Consider the following 18,652-nt stretch of genomic DNA (forward strand, 5'->3'; position numbering starts at 1 on the left):
ATTGACGGGAGTTGGCCATGTCCAGACCAATGGGGGAACGGGTGGTCCGGTCGAATCCGGCCACCCGTTCCGTATGCGATGTGCGTCCGTTGGTCCGTCCTATTCCGGACGTCCCGTGTAGAAGGCGACGGTGAGGTCCTTCACGAGGGCCTTGCGCTCGTAGTCGTCGAGCTCGACCAGCCCGCGCGAGGTCAGCCGGTGGACGGTGTCGTCGACCGCGTCCACGATCGAGGTCAGCACCGTGTCCCGGTGCTTGGCGTCGATGGCCGCGACCCGGCGCCGGCGCATGGCCTCGGCGACGTCGGGGGCGTACTCGATCCGGGTCGGCTGGGCCGAGTACACCTCGATGCCGACCGCCTCGGTCTCGGTCGCCAGCATCCGGGTCAGCGCGTCACCGACGGCCTCGGAGTCGCGCAGCGTCGGGGCGTCCTCGTGGAAGGCGTCGGCGGGCAGCTGGGACAGGACCCGGGCCATCGCCGATTCGACCTGCTCGGCGAGGTAGTCGGTGTGGTCCTCGACGGCGAGGGTGGCCCGGGCGGTGTCCTTGACCTGCCAGACGACCTGGACGACGACCCGCAGGGCCAGGCCGCCGGAGTCCACGGCCGGCATGGGCTCGCTGCGCCAGTGCCGCAGCCGTACGTCGACACGGCGGCGCAGCAGGAGGGGGCTGACCCAGGTGAGGCCGGTACGGCGCACCGTGCCGCGGTAGCGGCCGAAGAGGGTGAGCACCCAGGCGTGGCCGGCCTTGGCGCGGCCCAGTCCGCCGAGCGCGAGCAGCGCGACGACGCCGAGGAAGGCGAGCGGCGGCCAGTCGGTGGCACGGAGCCCCTGGTAGGCGCGGGGGGCCGCGCCGAACGCGGCCACGAAGGTGGCCGGGACCGCCCCGGCCCGCCAGAGCACCGCCAGGCAGCCGGCGAGGGCGAGCCCGCCGACACCGACGCCGACCCAGCCGGGCAGCACGGGCCCGCGGTGCTCCCGGAGCCGGTCGTCGCCGCGCGGAACCCGGCGGCCGGGGGCGGGGCGGGGGGCGCGGGACCGCGGCGCGGCGGCGGGGGCCCGGCCACCGCCCGGGGGCCGGGCCTGGGCTCGGGCCGGCCGGGACTCCCCGGGGAACGGCAGGTGTACCGGCACCTCGGTGGCCGCGGCCCCGCGGGCGGGCGCGGTGCGGGGCAGGTCCTGCGCGTCGTGCCCCTCGCGCTCCGCCCCCATCCCGCGGGCCACGGCCTGCGCGACGATGTCCGCGACCGCGGGACCGGGCACCCCGGCGGGCAGTCCGGGCCGGCCGGACGGCACCCCGGGCCCTGCTTCACCGTGCCCGTGGGCGGACTCGGAGGCGGCTTGGAGGCCGACCTCGCCGTACGCGTGAGCGGACTCGGGATCGGCCTCGAGGCCGACGTGGCCGTGCTGGGGCGCCGAGTCGGGGGCCGTCCGGAGCCCGGCCTGACCGTGCAGGTGCACCGGCTCGGGATCGGCCTGGGGGCCGGCGGGCGGCCACGCCTCGCCGTGGCGCCGCGCGGGGCCGCCCGTCACCGGCTCGGTCCCGGCGGCCGCCTCGGGACCTGCGGGCGGCCAGACGTGCCCGAGCGGGGGCAGCGGCTCGCCGCCGCCGAAGCCCCGCAGGCGCAGGGTGGGCACGCCCCCGTGCGCCGGCGCGGCTTCGTCGGGGCCGGGCCCCGCCGGTGCCGGCACGCAGACCGGCGGATCGGGTTCGTGGCCGTACGAGCCCCCGCCGGACTCGGCGCGGTCGAGGGCCCCGGCCAGTGCGGGCACCGGCTCGGCCTCGGCCCGGATCCGGGCCGCCGGGACCTCGCTCCGGGCGGCGTCCGCCGCCGGGCGCCCGTGCGGCAGGGCGACCTCGCGCGGCGCGGCCACGAGCCTGACCGGAATCCCGGCAGCCCACCCCCGCCCGCCGGACCACCCCTGCCGACCGGAGTCCCGCGCCTCGGCAACTCCGCCAGAAAGCCCGACTTCAGGGCCGGTCACAGGCGCGTCCGGGCCCTCGGACGCCGCAACGGCCTGCGCCGCGTGCGGGAGCGGATCCACGAGCCGCATGGGTTCGGCGAGAGGCTCGGCCCCCGCCCCGGCCGGGTACGGAGGCGGGTCCGCCGCCGCATCGGCCGGCCGACCGCCCTGCGCCGCGTACGGGAGGGCCGGGGCCGCGGCGCCTCCGGCCGGTGGCCCGGCCGCCGGGGCGGTCTGCGCCGCGTACGGGAGCGGGGCCGCCGTCACGTCGGCCGCGGCCGGGCGTGCCGCCGCCGGGGCGGTCTGCGCCGCGTGCGGGAGCGGATCCGCGAGGCGCAGGACCTCGGCGGGGACGGCCAGGGGGCGGGGCGGGGTGGGGTACAGGTCGCCCGTGCCCCGGAGTGCCGGGGCCTGTGGGGCGGTCGGGGGTACGGCTGCCGCGGACGGGATGCGGAAGGTGCCCGTCGTCGAGGTGGTGTGCGTGGGGTACATCGTTGCCTCCGTCATGCGAACAGCCGGCGCCAGGTTTCCGGGCCCGGGTAGCCGTCGGCCGCGGCGCCGCGCCAGCCCTGGGCGCGCTGGAAGGCCTCGACGCCGCGGCGGTCGGCCTCGCTCCAGCGGGACCCCGGGCCGGACGGGTAGTTCTTGCCGAAGCCCTTCTTCACCAGCTGGCGGCCCAGGACGGCGATGAACGGGTGGGTGGACCCGGGGCGGAACGCCGACGGGCCCGGATAGGCCGGCACCCCGGCAGGGCCCGGAGCGGCGTCCACCGTCGGCCGGATGTCATTGCCCTTGTGTTCGACGAGCAGTTGCCAGGTGTGCGCGCCCGGGATCCCGTCTGCGTCCGCGCCCGTCCAGCCCTGGGCGGTCTGGAAGGCCTGGGTGGCCAGCCGGTCGGCGTCGCTCCACGCCGTGCTCGCGCCCTTGGGGTAGAAGCGGCGGCCGCCCCGGTCGATCAGCATCCGGCCCAGCTGGGCGACGTACTCGTTGTTCGCGCCCGGACCGAACTGCGTGGCGCCGGGGAAGACCGTCGGGACCGCCGGCTTGGGGTCGGTGGCCGGGTCCGGCTCGGTGATGCCGCCCGTCACCCCGTTGAACCGGTACGGCAGGTACTTCGTCGCGTTGGTCCAGTAGCCGTACGGGGTGGCCCCCTTCCGCGTGGTCGGACGGGTCTGCTCGTACGCGACGTAGTGCGTGCGCGTCTCGTCGACCCATCCGCCGAAGAGCACCACGTGCGAGCCGTTGGTGGGGTTCGACGGGTTGTGGAAGAGCAGCATGTCGCCCGGCAGCAGCTCCTCCTTGGTGATCTTGGTGGCGAATTTGTCGAGGCTGCCGGTCCACTCGTTCGTACCAAGGTTCCAGGCCATCGAGACGAAGCCGGAGCAGTCCTGGCGGTAGCCGTCGGACCAGTACGTGGACATGCTGTACGGGACCTGCGCGTCCAGCCACACCTTCGCCCGGGTGATGATCGACGTCCGGTCGATCCGCTTGACGGCCGACGGCGCCCCGGGCAGGCCCGCCGGCTTCGCCGGCGCAGGGCGCCCGTGCAGCGGGGACCGGCCGCCCTGCGGGGAGCCGGGGGCGTCGGGAGCGGGGGCGTCGGCGGCGGGGGCGTCCGGGGCGGGGGCGTCGGGGGCGGGGGTCTCGAGGGTGACCGGCACCGGCTCCGGGCCGGGGACCGGCGTGGCCGCCGCCAGTGCGGCCGAGCCGCCACCGCTCAGGACCACGCCCGCCGCGGTGGCCAGCACCAGCGCCCGGCGGGTCCCACGGGCGGCCGGGTGGCCGCCGTCACGGAGCGGTATGGCCCGCGCGCGGGCGAGGGCGCGACGGCGCTGCGTACAGCCGAGGCAGGCGCAGTCGCCTGCGGGCTCGTACTCCTCGAAAACGGGCATCGGCATCGCTGCAGGCATGGGTGCAGGCATCTGCACATGCATCGGCGGCTGGATCGTCATGCGGTTCCGTCCACTCCCCTGCTCGTCGCTGGTCCGGCGGGCCACACATCTGTCGGGGCATCAGATTCGGTTCGACCCAGACATATCGTGCACGATAAACCCCTCAAACATGGGTTAATCGGACAAGGCGGGCGCGGCTGGTCACGAGCACCACTCGAGGTGGGGTAGAGTTTTCCCTGTCAGCAAGCGCCGCTAGCTCAGTTGGTTAGAGCAGCTGACTCTTAATCAGCGGGTCCGGGGTTCGAGTCCCTGGCGGCGCACAGACAAGGGAAAGCCCCTCGCAGCGAAAGCTGCGAGGGGCTTTTTCGTCGTGTCGTACGGCCCTACAGTGGCGGGCGGGCCTCCCGCGCCGGTCCCCGGACTCCTCCCGCGGTCCGGGCGCGCCGCGCGGTCGAGGACCGGACGGCCGGCGGTGCCGGGGGCGGTGCGCGCGACCGTGCGCGTGTCGCCTCACGCCGCCGCGCCGGACCGGACTCCCGCTCCGGCCCCGGCGCCACCACCCGCGCCCGCACCCGGCCCCGCGGGCGGGGTCGTGCCCGTCAGGTAGGCCGAGACGACCACGTTCGCCGTGTACTCCTTCGCCGCCTTGTCGTACGTTCCCCCGCAGGTCACCAGGCGCAGCTCGGCCCGGCCCGGGACCCGCGGGCCGTAGGCCCGGTGCGCGTCGAAGCGGGCCCGCTCGTAGACCCGTACGTCCTCGATCGTGAACTCGGCGACCGAACCGTCCATCCGCACCACGCGCACCGTGCCGCCCGGGCGCGCCGAGCTCAGACCGTAGAACACCGCCGGCTTCGAGGCGGTGTCCACGTGCCCGACGAGCAGCGCGGTCCCCGCCTCACCCGGCTTGGCGCCGCCGCCCCACCAGCCGACGGTGCCGGGGCGCTCGAACGGCGGCGGCTCGATGGCGCCCTGGGCGTCGAGGCCCCGGGAGATCACCGGGGCCTGGATGCCCATCGACGGCACGTCGACGCGCGTCGGCACGGACGCCCCCAGCGGTGTGTGCGCGACGGGCAGCCCCGGGATCGGGATCGACGAGCCGCCGGCCAGTCCGGCCGACGGGCTCGGCGGGACACCGGTGATCTCGCGGCCCCACAGCCACAGGCCGAGGACCAGTACGGACCATGCGGCGAAGGTCAGCAGCCGCCCGCCGCCGGAGGACCTGGGCTCCCCCGGGCCGGTCACCGGCGGGCCCTCACTCGCCGCTGCGGCGCCGGCGCAGCGTCAGCGCCCGGAACGCGACGGCCAGGGTGGCCGCGGCGGCGAGCACGGCGCCGATCACGGTGTGCGGGAGGCCGGGGCCGTCGCCCCCGTGGTTCTTCTTGGCCGCCGCGGCCGCGTCCTGCGCCGCGAGCTCGGCGGACATGCCGCCGCCGCCCGCGTGGACCGGCCAGACGGGAGACTGGTGGGGGTTCGGCCGGTCGTGCTCCTTCTCCCGCCCCTTCTCACGGTCCTTGTCGCGGTCCTTCTCGCGGTCGTCGCGGCGGCGGACGACCTCGATGGAGCCGCGGACGCGGTCCTCGCCCCCGTCGCACTTCACCCGGATGTCGTGCCAGCCGGGCTGGGCCGTGGAGCTGACCATCGCATCGCCCGTCAGCGTCCTGTCCCCGTCGCGGCCGGAGGACAGGTGGACCTCCGACACGAAGACGGCGGACCTGGCGGACGCCCATTTGTCCTCACAACCGCGGACGCGCAGCTTGACCTGCGCCCCCGGCTCGGCCTGGTGCGGATCGACCGAGACGCCGCCGCGGTTCTCCTCGCCCGCGAGGGCGGTGGGCGCGGACACGGCGGTGAGCGCCGTCAGGGCGACGGCCACCCCGGTGGCACGGAGAGCGATCAGAGCACTGCGCATGGTGAACCTCCTCAACAAGGAGGTTCACGCGCGGCGCGGCGCTCCGCATCCGGAGCGCCGCGGGCTTGACCCGTTCGGATCAGACGAGATCGACCAGGTCGGCGATGGAGTCGACGGTCTTGGTCGGGCGGTAGGGGAACTTCTCGGTGTCCGCGGCGGAGGTCAGTCCGGTCAGGACGAGGAAGGTCTGCATGCCGGCCTCGAGGCCGGCCAGGACGTCGGTGTCCATCCGGTCGCCGATCATCGCGCTGCTCTCCGAGTGCGCACCGATGGCGTTCAGGCCGGTCCGCATCATCAGCGGGTTGGGCTTGCCGGCGAAGTACGGCTGCTTGCCGGTCGCCTTGGTGATCAGCGCGGCGACGGCGCCGGTGGCGGGCAGCGGTCCCTCGGTGGAGGGGCCGGTCTCGTCCGGGTTGGTGCAGATGAAGCGGGCGCCCGCGTTGATCAGGCGGACCGCCTTCGTCATCGCCTCGAAGCTGTACGTCCGGGTCTCGCCCAAGACGACGTAGTCGGGCTCGTGGTCGGTCAGGATGTAGCCGATGTCGTGCAGGGCGGTGGTGAGGCCGGCCTCGCCGATGACGTACGCGGTGCCGCCCGGGCGCTGGTCGTCGAGGAACTTGGCGGTGGCCAGCGCCGAGGTCCAGATGTTCTCGACGGGGACGTCGAGGCCCATGCGGGACAGCCGGGCCTGGAGGTCGCGCGGGGTGTAGATGGAGTTGTTGGTCAGGACCAGGAACGGCTTGCCGGATTCGCGCAGCCGCTTGATGAAGGCATCGGCGCCCGGGATCGGGGTGCCCTCGTGGATGAGGACCCCGTCCATGTCGGTGAGCCAGGATTCGATCGGCTTGCGCTCTGCCACTGGACTGTTCTCCGCTCTCGGTGGCCGTGACCTCTGACCGTGACCTCAGACCGTCACCCTTTGGCCTGTGACCGCTGGTCTGTACCACCCTATCGGGGCCGGGCCGTGGACGCTGCGGGCGTCCACAGCCCGGACCGCGGGGGGCCTGGATCAGCCGAGCTTGACGTTGTCGACGGTCCAGTACCAGTTGTTGCCGCCTGCGTAGCGGAAGCGGATCTGGACGTCGGTGGCGCCGGCCGGGACCTGGAGGGCCAGGGACTCCGCCTGGGCGACCGCGTCGGCGGTGTAGCTCTTGACGACCGTCGGCGTACCGCCGTTGTAGGAGACCAGGACCTGGGCGGTCTGGCCGGCTTCGTGGTGGTAGTGCGTCTGGAAGGTCAGGTTCTTCGTCGTGCCGCCGGTCACGGCCCACTTGGGGGTGATCAGGGTGGAGTCGTAGGAACCGGTGTGGGACTTGTCGTCCCACTCGTCGGAGTCGGCGACGGCGAACACGTCACGGGAGCGGACGTTGAGCTCGCGCCACTGGTCGCGCTGGGCCTGGCTCCAGAACTCGTCGGTCGCGAAGGCCCAGCCGGCCCACTCGGTGACGCCGCCGGTGCCCATCTTGGAGTTGTCGACGGCCCAGCCGGCCGGCGGGGTGTGGGTGAAGCCCTTGACGCCGGCGGGGATGCCCGTCTCGTCCACACGGCCCTGGAGGTTCGGCCGCAGGGTGTCGAACGGGTCGTTGTCGTCGGGGGCGTTCAGCGGGATGCCGTCGATCGCGGAGCCGGGGTTGACGCCGACCTGCGCGAGGGCGGTGGCCGCCACGTCGACGAGCTTGACGTCCGTGCGCACCGAACCGGCCGCGATGCCCGCGCCCTTGGCGATGACGAAGGTGCCGCGCTCCTGCAGGGTGGAGCCACCGTGGCCGCCGGCGTCGGTGTGCCCGTGGTCGGTGGTGACCAGGATCTTCCAGTTCTCCTGGGCGTACGTGGGGCGGTTCTGCACTGCGGTGAGCAGCTGGCCGACCATCACGTCGACCCGGCCGATCGCGTCGAGGTACTGCTGGCTGGCGGCGCCGTACGCGTGCCCGGCGCCGTCGACCTGGCCGAAGTACACGAACGCGGCGTCCGGGTTCTGGCCCTGCAGTTCGGCGGAGGCCGCGGCGGCGATCTTCGGGTCCTCGGTGCCGTAGCCGTCGCGGTCGCCCTTGAGGCTGAGGCGCTTGTCGACCTTGGCGGAGAAGATCGGGCCGCCCGCGTCGGTGGAGGTGATGGGCTCCCAGCCGGCAGCCGCGTACGTGTTGAGCGACGGCTTGGCGTTCTCGATGCGGGTCAGGAAGTCGGGGTAGGCCGTGTAGTTCTTGCCGATGAAGGTGTTGTCCTTCACGCCGTGCTTGTCGGGCCAGACGCCGGTGGCGATGGTGGACCAGCCGGGGCCCGAGGAGGTGGCGGCCATCGGGTTCGCGTACAGGGTGCTCTTGGCGGTCAGGCCCTGGGCCATCAGGCCGTTCAGGTGGGGGGCGTTGGCGGCCTTGACGCGGTCCAGGACCGTACCGTCGATGCCGATGACGAGGACCTTGTCGGTGAGGGTCGCAGCCGTGGTGGCCGCCGCGGGGGTTTCGGCGGTGGCGGCGTGCGCGGTGAGGGCGGTGGCGAGCAGGGCCGTGGCGGTGGCGGTCACGGCGAGGGCGCGTCCTGACAGGACAGTGGGCACGTACTCCTCCGGGAGTAATCGTGGGGAAGGCGCAGGTGGACTTGCATGGGGGCGTACCTGAGGGCGTACGCCGCGAAGGGCGCGTGGACGTGCGCCGGGTCCGGACCGAAGGTGCGGTCTTCGGTCCAGACCCGTTATGCAAGCGTCACTTTCCTGGTCGTGGATGACCAGGAGGCAACCGGTCAGCTTCCGGTGGCCGACTTCCACGCGTCCACGTAGCCCGCGAGGTTCTTGTCGATGTCGGCCCAGTCCGGCTCGAAGACCTCGACACCGGTCATCAGCTTGGTGAGTTCGACGGCGTTGGCGTCGGTCGGCTTGACGTCGGTACGCGCGGGGAAGCCGCCGCCGACCTCGCTGACCAGCTTCTGGGCGTCCTCGCTGAGCAGGTGGTCGAGGAGCTTCTTGCCGTTCTCGGTGTGCGGTGCCTTGTCCACCAGGCCGGCCGCGTACGGGAGGGCGAAGGTGGTCGGCCTGCCGCCTTCCTTGGCGGGAAACCAGATGCCCAGGTTCGGCATGGACTTGGACTGCGCGAAGTTCATCTGCACGTCGCCGTTGGCGACGAGCAGCTCGCCCTTGTCGGTCTTCGGCGCGAGCTTGCTGGTGGAGGAGGACGGGCCGACGTTGTTGGCCTGGAGCTTCTTCAGGTACTCCAGCGCCGGCTCCTTGCCGCCGAAGTCGTGCATCGCCTTGATGAGGACGGCGGTGCCGTCGCCCGCGACGCCCGGGGTGGAGTACTGGAGCTTGCCCTTGTACGTGCCGTCCAGCAGCTCCTCCCAGGTCGTGGGCGCCTCGGCGAGCTCCTTCTTGTTGTGGACGAAGCCGAAGTAGTTGTTGACGACCGAGGTCCACTTGCCGTCGGCGGCCTTGTTCGCCCCGTTGACCTTGTCGGAGCCCTGCGGCTCGTAGGCTTGGAGCAGGCCCTTGCCGTCCGCCTGCTGGATGAACGGCGGCAGGGTGACCAGTACGTCGGCCTGCGTGTTGGTCTTCTCGCGGACGGCGCGCTGCACCATCTCGCCCGAGCCGCCCTCGACGTACTTGACCTCGATGCCGGTCTTCTTCGTGAAGTCCGCGAAGACCTTGTCGTACCAGCCGTCGCCCTTGTCGCTCTTGAGGCCGTCGGCGCTGTAGACGGTGACGATCTTCTCGCCGCCCTTGGACCCGTCGGAGGACGAGCCGCCGCAGGCGGTGAGACCGGCGGCGAGGGCGAGGCTGCCGGTGACGGAGGCGGTGATGCGCAGGAGGCGGCGACGGCCGTCGGCGTTTCTGAGGTTGCTGGACATGGAACTTCCTTATCGGGAAAAGGGAGTCAGCGGTACGTGGCTCTGGTGCGTATGCGGGAGACGGCCAGGAGGACCAGCAGGGTGGCGGCCATCAGGACCACGGCGACGGCGGAGCCGCCGAAGAGCGAACCGCGGTCGGTGGCGGTGAAGATCCGGACCGGGAGGGGCATCCAGTCCGGCGGGTAGAGCATCATCGTGGCGCTCAGCTCGCCCATGGACAGGGCGAAGCAGAGTCCGGCGGCCGCCGTCAGGGACGGCAGCAGGAGGGGGAGCTTGACCCGCCACAGCACGTACGCGGGACGGGCGCCCAGGGAGGCCGCCGCCTGTTCGTACGCGGGGTCGAGACGAACGATGGCGGCCGAAACCGACTGGTGGGCAAACGCCGTGACAAGAATCGTGTGCGCCAGGATCACGATTGAGCTGGTGCCGTTGAGCAGCAGCGGAGGCTTGCTGAAGGCGACCAGGACGGCGAGGCCGACGACCACGGACGGCACGGCGACCGGAAGCATGAACAGGGCGTCCAGGGACCGCTTTCCGCGCCGTTTCAGGCCGGCTGCGGCCAGTGCGGCCCAGGTGCCGACGGTGAGCGCGAGCAGGCTGGCGACGAGGGCGGTCACCAGCGAGGTGGTCAGCGCCTGGAGGGACTCGCCCTGTACGGCGGAGGCGTAGTTCTCGGTGGTCGGGCCGGAGGGGAAGGCGCCGGACCAGTGGGTGGAGAAGGACGCGGCCACCACGACGAGCAGCGGCAGTGCGAAGAGGGGAAGGAAGAGGAGCCCGAACAGGCCCCAGGCGGCCCAGCGGCCGGTCCTGCTATGCACCAGCACGCTTGCTCACCACCCGGTAGAGGCCGAACAGGCCGACGGAGATCGCGATGTTGACGACGGCGACCACGCAGGCGGCCGAGTAGTCGGATTCCAGGATCGCCTTGCCGTAGATGAGCATCGGGAGCGTCGTGACGTCCTTGGCTCCGGTGAACAGGACGATCCCGAACTCGTTGAGGCACATGACCAGGACGAGGCTGCCGCCGGCGGCGAGCGCCGGGAGGGCCTCGGGGAGGATCACGCGCCGGATGATACGGGCGGGCTTCGCCCCGAGGGAGGAGGCCGCTTCGAGCTGGGCGGTGTCGAGCTGGGAGAAGGCGGCGAGCAGCGGGCGCATCACGAAGGGCGTGAAGTACGTGATCTCCGCGAGCAGTACGCCCCACGGGGTGGTGAGGAAGTGGAACGGCCCGTCGGCGGCGCCGGTCACGGCGGTCCAGAGTCCGTTGGCCATGCCGACGGTGCCGTAGAGGAAGAGGAGGGCGAGGGTGATGAGGAAGGAGGGGAAGGAGAGGAAGACGTCGATGAACTTCGCCACGCCGCGCGCCCCGGGGAACGGGACGAAGGCGATGATCAGCGCGAGCGCGAAGCCGAGGACGAGGCAGCCGACGGTGGCGCCGGCGGCCAGCCAGACCGTGGTCCCGAGCGCCTCGCGGAAGGCGTGGGAGCGGAAGACGGAGGCGTAGGCGTCGAAGGCGCCGCCACCGTTCTCGGGGGTGAGGGACTGCTGGACGACCAGCGCGAGGGGATAGAGGAAGACCAGCGCGAGCACGGCCACGGGCGGTACGGACCAGAGCCAGCCGGGCACGGCACGGGGCGCCCGTGCGGCGGGGGCCGCAAAGCCGCCCGGGGCTCCGCCCGGGCCGTCGGGGCCGCCCGGTGCGAAGCTTCGTACGGTCTGGGTCTGGGTCTGGGTCTCAGCCATCGGAGACGCCCGCCGACAGCAGGACGGCGTCGCGCGGTTCGAAGTGCAGCGTCACCGTGTCGCCCGGCGCGGGCGTCTCGCGCAGCTCCGGCAGGTCCGCCTTGACGCGGTGGCCGTCGACGTCGACGTACAGCCGGTGCGTCGAGCCCCGCCACTGCACCTCGGCGATCGTGCCGGTCAGCGCGTTCGGCCCGGCCCCGAGGCCGAGCAGGTGCGGCCGTACGCACAGGGTCGCGCTCGCGCCCGGCGCGGCCTGTCCGCGGTCCAGCTCCAGCGCCCGCCCGGCGAAGAGCGCCCCCGAGTCGGCGACGGTGACCGGCAGCAGGTTCGCGTTGCCGACGAACGACGCGGTGAACTCCGTGCGCGGCGCCCGGTACAGCTCCTGCGGAGTGCCGCAGTCCTGCAGCCGCGCCCTGTCCATGACCGCGATCCGGTCGGCGAGGGTCAGCGCCTCCACCTGGTCGTGCGTGACGTACAGAATCGATACGTCGGGCAGTTCGCGGTGCAGCCGGGCCAGTTCGGCGAGCATCCCGGAGCGCAGCTGCGCGTCGAGCGCGGACAGCGGCTCGTCGAGCAGGAGCACCCCGGGCCGGATCGCCAGCGCGCGGGCGATCGCCACGCGCTGCTGCTGTCCGCCGGACAGCTCGCGCGGGTGGCGCTTGGCGTACGCCGCCATGCCGGTCATCTCCAGCGCCTCGGCGACGCGCCCCGGGATCTCGGCCTTGGGGGCCTTCTGCGCCTTGAGGCCGAAGGCCACGTTGTCCTCCACCCGCATGTGCGGGAAGAGCGCGTACTGCTGGACGACCATGCCGATGCCGCGCTGGTGCGGCGGGAGCGCGGTGACGTCCCGGCCGCCGATCAGCACCCGGCCCGCGGAGGGCCGTACGAAGCCGGCGACCGCACGCAGCGCCGTGGTCTTGCCCGACCCGGAGGGGCCGAGCAGCGCCATGACCTCGCCCGGCTCGACGGTCAGGTCGAGCCGGTCCAGCACGGTGGCGGCGCCGTACGCGACGCTGACCCCCTCGAAGCGGATGCCGCTCACGCCGACTCCAGCAGGACCGGGGGCAGTTCGGCGATCGAGTCGAGGACGTGGGTCGCGCCGTGTTCGGTGAGCGCGGCGCGGTCGTGGGCGCCGGTGAGGACGCCGGCGACGATCCCGGCGCCGGAGCGGCGGCCGCTGAGCATGTCGTACGCGGTGTCGCCGGCGACGACGACCTCCCGTACGTCGTCTGCGGCGCCGGTGGCCAGGAACGCGGCGAGCACCATGTCGGGGTAGGGCCGGCCGCGACCGCCCGCGTCGGCGGGGCAGAGGGTGAGGTCGGCCAGGCCCTGCCAGCCGAGGGCGTCGAGGATGGCGTCCTGGGTGACGCGGGCGAAGCCGGTGGTCAGGACGACGGTACGGCCGTCGGCGCGGAGCTCCTCGATGGCCTGGCGGGAGCCGGGGATCGGGGCGATGAGCCCGCTGTCGACGAGCTCGCCGTACGCCTCCTCGAAGGCGGAGTTGGCGCGCTGGGCCCTCTCCTCCGTGCCGAAGAGGTGGCGGAAGACGGAGATCTTCGACTCGCCCATGGTGTCGCGGACGTACTGGAGCTTGGCCGCGTGCTCGGCGGTGCCGGGCTCGACGCCGATGCGTTCGGCGGCGCGCTCGAAGGCGCGCTCGACGAGGCCGCCGTCGGCGACGGTGGTACCGGCCATGTCGAGGACGACGAGGTTGCGGGACGCGTTCTTCATGCTGCTGTTGCTCATGTCCTCTACCAGCCCAGTTCGTTCGCGGTGGTCTCGGCTATGGCGGGCGAGCAGGTCATCCCGCGGCCGCCGGGTCCGGTCACCAGCCATACGCCGTCGGCCACCTGCTGGCGGTGGACGACGCGGGTGGTGTCGGTGCACTGCGCGTACACGCCCGCCCAGCGGCGCCGGATCTCCGGCAGCGGGCGGCCCAGGAAGGACTCGACGACCTCGGTGAGGTACGCGTACGGGTCTTCGAGGGTGTCGAACGCGAAGGGGTGCTCGTACTCGTGGGTGTCGCCGATGGTCAGTCCGCCGTCCTGGCGCTGGACCATCAGCAGCTGCATCTTGTGCGCGGCGGCGATCGGCGCCTGCGCCTGCCCGGCGTCGAGGGCGTCGAGCGCGTCGCTCTTATACGCGGGGTAGTAGCGGAAGCTGTCGGCGTCCGCGAGGGAGGTGGTGAACTTCTCGCCGAGCGGGGCGGTCTGCATCATCTGGAGCCGGACGCGGCGCACGGGCAGGTCGGGGACCAGCTCGCGGACGAGCCCGGACAGCCAGGCGCCGGTGGCGAGGACGACCGCGTCGCCCCGGTGGACGTCGCCGTGGTCGTCGCGGACGGCGCCGTCACCGACGACCTCGCGCACCTCCCGTCCGGGCAGGAAGGTGTACCGGCCGCTCGCCGCGAGGGCTTCGCGCAGGTGGAGCTGGGCGGTGCGCGGCTCGACGGCCGCGTCCCGCTCGCACCACAGGGCGGCCTCGAAGGCGCCGCGCAGGGCGGGGTTGATCTGCCGGGCCTCCTCGGCGGTGACCAGTTCGTAGCCCCGGGCGGCGGCGTCGGGGCGGGCGGCGGCCGCCTCGGCGACCGCGTACTCGCGGGCGTTGCGGACCGGGGTGAGGGAGCCGATCGCCCGGAAGCCCAGGCCGGGCACCTCCGCGCCGATCCGCTCCCAGAGCTCGCGGGCCCGCAGGGCGGTCTCGAGCTCCTCGCCCCCGGCCCGTCCGCTGACCCAGATCTGGCCGAAATTGCGCAGTGACGCGCCCCTGGCCTCCGCCTCCCGCTCGATCTGGACGACCTCGTGGCCGCGTTCGACTGCTTGCCAGGCGTGCATGGTGCCGACCACGCCGCCTCCGACGACTATGACTCTCACGCGCTCCACGGTGGTCGCGGCCCGTGGACCGGGGGGATCGCGGTGGCAACGGGACGGTGAACAGCCCTCGACGCTTGGACTAGACCCGTTACCCTCTCGTTATCTGAAGAGGTTTTCGATACGTCCCTTTTCGGCGTCTTGACGGTGATCCGCTCCGACTACCCGGGCCGCAGGTGGGTCGTGAAGCTGAACCGGTCACCACGGTAGAGCGAACGCACCCGCTCCAGCGGACGCCCGTCCTGGTCCCGGGAGAACCGGTGGATGAGGAGCATGGGGAGGGCCGGCGGGGTGCCGATCAGCAGGGCCTCGCGGGGGGTGGCGAGGACGGTCTCCAGCTTCTCGTCGGCGTCCCCGAACGAGATCCCGAGCCGGTCGAGGAGGTATCCGTAGAAAGAGGAGTCCGGCTGGAACTCGGTGTCGAGGCGGGGCGCCCGCGCCACGCGGATGTACGTGCTCTCCAGGCCCACCCGCTCGTCGTCGGCGAGCAGGACGCGCTCCAGGTGCCAGACGGGCTCGCCGGGCTCGGCGCCGATGCCGGGGGCGAGGTCGGGCGGGCAGGGGAACCGCTCGAGCCCGATGAGGTGACGGCCGGGCCGGCGGCCCTGGCGGCGTACGCCCTCGGTGTAGCTCGCGAGGGAGAGGGGCTGTTCGAGCTTCGGACCGGCGACGACGGTCCCGCGGCCGGAGCGGCGCAGCCGACCCTCCAGGAGCAGCTCGCGCAGGGCCTGCCGCACGGTCTCGCGGGACACCTCGTACCGCTCGGCGAGATCCCGCTCGGTGGGCAGCAGCCCGCCCTCGCCGAGGTCGTCGAGGAGATCCGCGATGAGGGCCTTGACGGCGTAGTACTTGGGAATGCGCCCGTGCTCCGGAATCCCGGACCGGACCGGCGAGCCGGGACGGTGAGGCTGGTTCTGTTCTTCCACCCTCGGACTGTACGTGGCGGGGGTGTACGCAGATCAGCGCGACGGGGGCGGGGGCGGGGGACGGGAGCGGCGGCCGGGCCCGGGGTGCCGACGGGGCGGGGGGTGCCGACGGGGGGCGTGGGGTGCCGACGGGGGGCGTGGGTGGGCGGGGTGCCCGCCGGGCCCCGGGTACCTGCCGTACCCGGGATGCCGACGGTGGTCGGGCTACGCGGGGGTGCGCAGTCGGCGGGCCGTCAGCAGGAGCCCGCCGCCGGCGGCTGCGGCCAGGGCGGCCGCCGCGCCGGTGGCGAACGCCCGGTCGCGGGGGCCGGTGTGGGCGAGGGAGCCGGCTGCGCCCCTCTCCTCCTCCGGGCCCTCGACGGAGAACCGGTAGCCGCCGGCCTCGCCGACCCAGTCGCCGTCGTCGGCCCGGCGCTGCACGAGGGCGGCGTCGGCGACGACCTCGCCGGCGGGGGTGCCGGGTGCGAAGGCCAGGCGGACCGTGACGGTCAGGGAGCCTTGGCCGCGGACGGCGAAGCCGGAGAAGGCCTCGCCCCCGTCGAAGACGGCGATGATCTCGTCGCGGTCGCTCCGCTCGAGGCTGACGGGCAGGGTCCCGCCGGGGGCCTCGAACTCCATCCGGAAGTGGGCGGGGAGCAGGGCGCGGGCCTTGTCCGTGAACACCACGACGGGGTGGATGGCGGTGCACTCGGAGTTCGTCGTGTTCGTGAGGTCCAGGAACCAGGTCTGCGGCCCGCCGCCGGTCCGGTACACGGCCGGACCGCCGCGGATCCGCGCACCGATGGGGAAGGCGGTGCTCTTCCCGTCGCCGCAGGTGGCCTCGATCCGGGACGGCAGCGCGGGCGCGGGCCGGGCGCCGCCGCCGTTGCCGATGTCCGCGGCGGCGTTCGGCGCGGACAGGGCGACGGCGACCAGGGCGGCGGAGAGGGCAAGGGCTTTGCGCAGTCGCATGGAAGACCTTCGCTTCGCTGCTCGCCGGACGGGAGGATGATCGGACGAGGCGACAATCACCCCGGCCTCCCCGCACCCTCCCACGCCCCCACACCCCCCTCCCCCCGCCACGCCACCCCACCCCCCGCTTACGCCTGATCGGCCCACGGGGCCGGGCCACCGCTCCCCCGGGTGGACGGCGCCGCGATGCACGGACGGCGTCGATGCACGGACGGCCACCGCGCAAGGCTGCGGATCGCGCCGGGCACCGCGCGCCGCGCCGGGCGGTGGAGCCTCAGCGCACGCGGCCGAACAGCGGGGCCAGGGCCAGTTCCGCCGCGCCCTCGGCGACGCCGTCCTCGGACGCGGCGACCTCCGGAACCGGGCCGCCCAGGGTGCGGGCCGCCAGGACGCGGCGGACGCCCTGCGTGAAAACCTCCGGGGCGGAGTCCACCACCCGCCCCCCGAGCCACACCCGGTCCACGTCCAGCAGCGCGACCACGTTCGCAGCGCCCTCGCCCAGGATCCGCGCCGCCTCCGGGAGGTCGCCGCGGGCCACCGCCGTGAGGCAGAGCACCTCCGCGCAACCGCGGCCTCCGCACCGGCAGGGCGGGCCGTCCAGGCTCAGGACCTGGTGTCCGAACTCCCCGGCCGTGGACCGCTCCCCCCGGTAGACCTCGCCGTTGAGCCGGAGCCCGGCCCCCAGGCCGGTGCTCAGGTGCAGGTAGAGCGAGGTTTCGAAGGCACGGCGGCCGGGGGCGGCGGCGCCCGCGCTGGTGTCCTTGTCCAGCACCACCGGCGGGGCCTCGGCTCCGAGCCGCTCCGCCACCGCCTGCCGCAGCGGGAACCCCTCCCAGTCGGGGTGCCCCGTCACCCGACCCAGTACGCCCGCCTGCCAGTCCAGCGGCCCCGGTGCGGCGACGCCCACGCCCAGCAGGGACTGCGTCCCCGCCTCCCCGCACAGCCGGATCACGGCGCGTGCGACCTCGTCCGCGGTGGCCTCCGGTCCGGCCGCGAAGTCCAGGGGGCCTCGGAGCCGTTCGACGACGGTGCCCGCGATGTCCACCCGTACCGCCCGCAGCTCATCGCGGTCCGCGTGGACGCCGACGGCGTGCCGGGCACCCGCGACCAGCCGGAGCAGCGTCCGCGGCTTGCCCCCGGTGGACGCGCCGCGCCCGGCTTCGGCGACCAGCCCTTCCGCCCGCAGCCGCGCCGCGATCTTGCTGACGGCCTGCGGGGTGAGACGCGTGAGGGCCGCGAGGTCGGCGCGGCTGAGGCCTTCGATGCCCGCCTCGCGCAGCAGGCCGAGCACCAGCGCGTCGTTGTGCCCGCGCAGCGCCGGTAGGTTCACGCCGCTCCCGTTGCCCTTGCTCTCCTGGTCCACCTCTCCATTGTCCACCCTCCTTGCACTTAGGCAACGCTGTTGCCAAAGTAGGAGCCATGACCGCCACCACCTCCCCCTCCACCCCCCTCCGCGTCGGCCTCGTCGGGTACGGACTCGCCGGCTCCGTCTTCCACGCACCGCTCGTCTCGGCCACGGACGGGCTCGTCCTCGACACGGTCGTCACCTCCGACCCCGGCCGGCAGGCCCAGGCGCGCGAGGCGTACCCCGACGTCCGGATCGTCGACTCCGCGCAGGAGCTCTGGGACCTCACCCCGGCCCTCGACCTGATCGTCGTCGCCTCCCCCAACAAGACCCACGTCCCGCTCGCCACCGCCGCCCTCAACGCCGGCATCCCGGTCGTCGTGGACAAGCCGCTGGCCGCCACCGCCGCCGAGGCCCGCGAACTCGCCGCCCTCTCCGACAAGACCGGCACGTTCCTGTCCGTGTTCCAGAACCGCCGCTGGGACAACGACTTCCTCACCCTGCGCCGCCTCCTCGCCGACGGCGAACTCGGCGAGATCCAGCGCTTCGAGTCCCGCTTCGAGCGCTGGCGCCCGCAGCTCAAGGGCGGCTGGCGCGAGTCCGGGGCCCCGGAGGAGATCGGCGGCCTGCTGTACGACCTCGGCAGCCACGTCGTCGACCAGGCGCTGGTGCTGTTCGGTCCGGCCGTGCGCGTGTACGCGGAGACCGACGTACGCCGCCCGGGCGCGGAGGCGGACGACGACACCTTCATCGCCGTCACGCATGCGAACAGGGTCCGCTCCCACTTCTACGTCAGCGCCACCACCGCGCAGTTGGGGCCGCGCTTCCGCGTCCTGGGCTCCCGCGCGGGCTACGTGAAGTACGGGCTGGACCCGCAGGAGGCGGCCCTGCGGGACGGGCAGCGGCCGGGCGTCGGGGAGATCCCGTGGGGCGAGGAGCCCGAGCACCTGTGGGGCCGGGTGGGCTCCGGCGAGTCCCCGCTGACCGGCGGCGGGACCCCGGTGCCGACCGTGCCGGGTGACTACCCCGCGTACTACGCGGCGGTGGCGGCGGCCCTGCGCGAGGGCGGTCCGGCGCCGGTCAGCGCGCACGAGGCGGCGCATTGCCTGGCCGTGCTGGAGGCCGCGCGGACGTCGTCCCGGGACGGGGTGGCCGTCGAACTGAGCTCGGGCACGGGCGCGAGCACCGGCACGAGCACCGGCACGGCCTTGTCCTGAAAA

16 protein-coding genes and 1 tRNA gene are annotated in these 18,652 nt (G+C 73.7%); 2 read left to right on the forward strand and 15 right to left on the reverse strand.

From position 1 onward, the window contains the following. Positions 1 to 99: 99 nt before the first annotated feature. Both ACZ49B_RS18745 and ACZ49B_RS18750 read right to left on the reverse strand, forming a co-directional pair. Positions 100 to 2,469: an SPFH domain-containing protein gene (locus tag ACZ49B_RS18745; protein WP_468306962.1), complete on the reverse strand. Its 2,370-nt coding sequence runs from the start codon at positions 2,467 to 2,469 to the stop codon at positions 100 to 102. After that, positions 2,466 to 3,860, reverse strand: a complete 1,395-nt coding sequence (locus ACZ49B_RS18750; RefSeq protein WP_468306963.1) for a peptidoglycan-binding protein — start codon at positions 3,858 to 3,860, stop codon at positions 2,466 to 2,468. The genes ACZ49B_RS18745 and ACZ49B_RS18750 overlap by 4 nt, the downstream gene beginning before the upstream one ends. Before the next feature lie 240 nt (positions 3,861 to 4,100). Here ACZ49B_RS18750 and ACZ49B_RS18755 point away from each other — a divergent pair. Further along, positions 4,101 to 4,174 (forward strand) — tRNA-Lys (locus ACZ49B_RS18755). Positions 4,175 to 4,364: 190 nt separating this feature from the next. Here ACZ49B_RS18755 and ACZ49B_RS18760 read toward each other — a convergent pair. The 13 genes from ACZ49B_RS18760 to ACZ49B_RS18820 all read right to left on the reverse strand — a co-directional run bounded on the left by ACZ49B_RS18760 (position 4,365) and on the right by ACZ49B_RS18820 (position 17,450). Beyond that, a complete protein-coding gene (locus ACZ49B_RS18760; protein ID WP_468306966.1) occupies positions 4,365 to 5,096 on the reverse strand; it encodes a class F sortase in 732 nt (243 codons plus the stop codon). Between the two features lie 10 nt (positions 5,097 to 5,106). After that, positions 5,107 to 5,763: a hypothetical protein gene (locus ACZ49B_RS18765; protein WP_468306968.1), complete on the reverse strand. Its 657-nt coding sequence runs from the start codon at positions 5,761 to 5,763 to the stop codon at positions 5,107 to 5,109. Positions 5,764 to 5,842: 79 nt separating this feature from the next. Next, entirely contained in the window at positions 5,843 to 6,622 is a 780-nt protein-coding gene (locus ACZ49B_RS18770) for an HAD-IIA family hydrolase (protein ID WP_053791198.1), read from the reverse strand. Between the two features lie 150 nt (positions 6,623 to 6,772). Next, positions 6,773 to 8,317, reverse strand: coding sequence for an alkaline phosphatase family protein (locus tag ACZ49B_RS18775; protein ID WP_468306971.1), 1,545 nt, complete (start codon positions 8,315 to 8,317; stop codon positions 6,773 to 6,775). A 182-nt stretch (positions 8,318 to 8,499) separates the two neighbouring features. Next, complete coding sequence (locus ACZ49B_RS18780) at positions 8,500 to 9,597, reverse strand: 2-aminoethylphosphonate ABC transporter substrate-binding protein (protein WP_468306974.1); 1,098 nt, start codon at positions 9,595 to 9,597, stop codon at positions 8,500 to 8,502. Positions 9,598 to 9,623: 26 nt separating this feature from the next. Further along, on the reverse strand, positions 9,624 to 10,421 hold the full coding sequence (locus ACZ49B_RS18785; RefSeq protein ID WP_468306977.1) for an ABC transporter permease: 798 nt from the start codon (positions 10,419 to 10,421) through the stop codon (positions 9,624 to 9,626). After that, positions 10,408 to 11,340, reverse strand: coding sequence for a 2-aminoethylphosphonate ABC transporter permease subunit (locus ACZ49B_RS18790; RefSeq protein WP_468306980.1), 933 nt, complete (start codon positions 11,338 to 11,340; stop codon positions 10,408 to 10,410). The genes ACZ49B_RS18785 and ACZ49B_RS18790 overlap by 14 nt, the downstream gene beginning before the upstream one ends. Continuing rightward, positions 11,333 to 12,382, reverse strand: coding sequence for an ABC transporter ATP-binding protein (locus ACZ49B_RS18795; protein WP_468306982.1), 1,050 nt, complete (start codon positions 12,380 to 12,382; stop codon positions 11,333 to 11,335). The genes ACZ49B_RS18790 and ACZ49B_RS18795 overlap by 8 nt, the downstream gene beginning before the upstream one ends. Further along, a complete protein-coding gene (locus ACZ49B_RS18800; RefSeq protein ID WP_468306984.1) occupies positions 12,379 to 13,086 on the reverse strand; it encodes a phosphonatase-like hydrolase in 708 nt (235 codons plus the stop codon). The genes ACZ49B_RS18795 and ACZ49B_RS18800 overlap by 4 nt, the downstream gene beginning before the upstream one ends. A 5-nt stretch (positions 13,087 to 13,091) precedes the next feature. Further along, entirely contained in the window at positions 13,092 to 14,213 is a 1,122-nt protein-coding gene (locus ACZ49B_RS18805) for a TIGR03364 family FAD-dependent oxidoreductase (protein WP_468306987.1), read from the reverse strand. Between the two features lie 158 nt (positions 14,214 to 14,371). Beyond that, the gene (locus ACZ49B_RS18810; protein WP_468306989.1) at positions 14,372 to 15,136 is read right to left on the reverse strand and encodes a GntR family transcriptional regulator; all 765 of its coding nucleotides are present in this window, start codon (positions 15,134 to 15,136) and stop codon (positions 14,372 to 14,374) included. Between the two features lie 204 nt (positions 15,137 to 15,340). Continuing rightward, a complete protein-coding gene (locus tag ACZ49B_RS18815; protein ID WP_468306991.1) occupies positions 15,341 to 16,087 on the reverse strand; it encodes a hypothetical protein in 747 nt (248 codons plus the stop codon). A 274-nt stretch (positions 16,088 to 16,361) separates the two neighbouring features. Further along, positions 16,362 to 17,450: an ROK family transcriptional regulator gene (locus ACZ49B_RS18820; RefSeq protein WP_468306994.1), complete on the reverse strand. Its 1,089-nt coding sequence runs from the start codon at positions 17,448 to 17,450 to the stop codon at positions 16,362 to 16,364. Positions 17,451 to 17,506: 56 nt separating this feature from the next. Here ACZ49B_RS18820 and ACZ49B_RS18825 point away from each other — a divergent pair, with 56 nt between their 5' ends. Continuing rightward, positions 17,507 to 18,649, forward strand: coding sequence for a Gfo/Idh/MocA family oxidoreductase (locus ACZ49B_RS18825; RefSeq protein ID WP_468306996.1), 1,143 nt, complete (start codon positions 17,507 to 17,509; stop codon positions 18,647 to 18,649). Positions 18,650 to 18,652 lie beyond the last annotated feature (3 nt).

This window comes from Streptomyces sp. NPDC031132 (assembly GCF_055570595.1).

Coding starts and splice junctions, on each gene's coding strand:
- ACZ49B_RS18790 (WP_468306980.1), bottom strand. CDS start 11,340: ATGGCTGAGACCCAGACCCAGACCCAGACCGTACGAAGCTTCGCACCG.
- ACZ49B_RS18765 (WP_468306968.1), bottom strand. CDS start 5,763: ATGCGCAGTGCTCTGATCGCTCTCCGTGCCACCGGGGTGGCCGTCGCC.
- ACZ49B_RS18825 (WP_468306996.1), top strand. CDS start 17,507: ATGACCGCCACCACCTCCCCCTCCACCCCCCTCCGCGTCGGCCTCGTC.
- ACZ49B_RS18815 (WP_468306991.1), bottom strand. CDS start 16,087: ATGCGACTGCGCAAAGCCCTTGCCCTCTCCGCCGCCCTGGTCGCCGTC.
- ACZ49B_RS18745 (WP_468306962.1), bottom strand. CDS start 2,469: ATGACGGAGGCAACGATGTACCCCACGCACACCACCTCGACGACGGGC.
- ACZ49B_RS18750 (WP_468306963.1), bottom strand. CDS start 3,860: ATGCCGATGCCCGTTTTCGAGGAGTACGAGCCCGCAGGCGACTGCGCC.
- ACZ49B_RS18780 (WP_468306974.1), bottom strand. CDS start 9,597: ATGTCCAGCAACCTCAGAAACGCCGACGGCCGTCGCCGCCTCCTGCGC.
- ACZ49B_RS18800 (WP_468306984.1), bottom strand. CDS start 13,086: ATGAGCAACAGCAGCATGAAGAACGCGTCCCGCAACCTCGTCGTCCTC.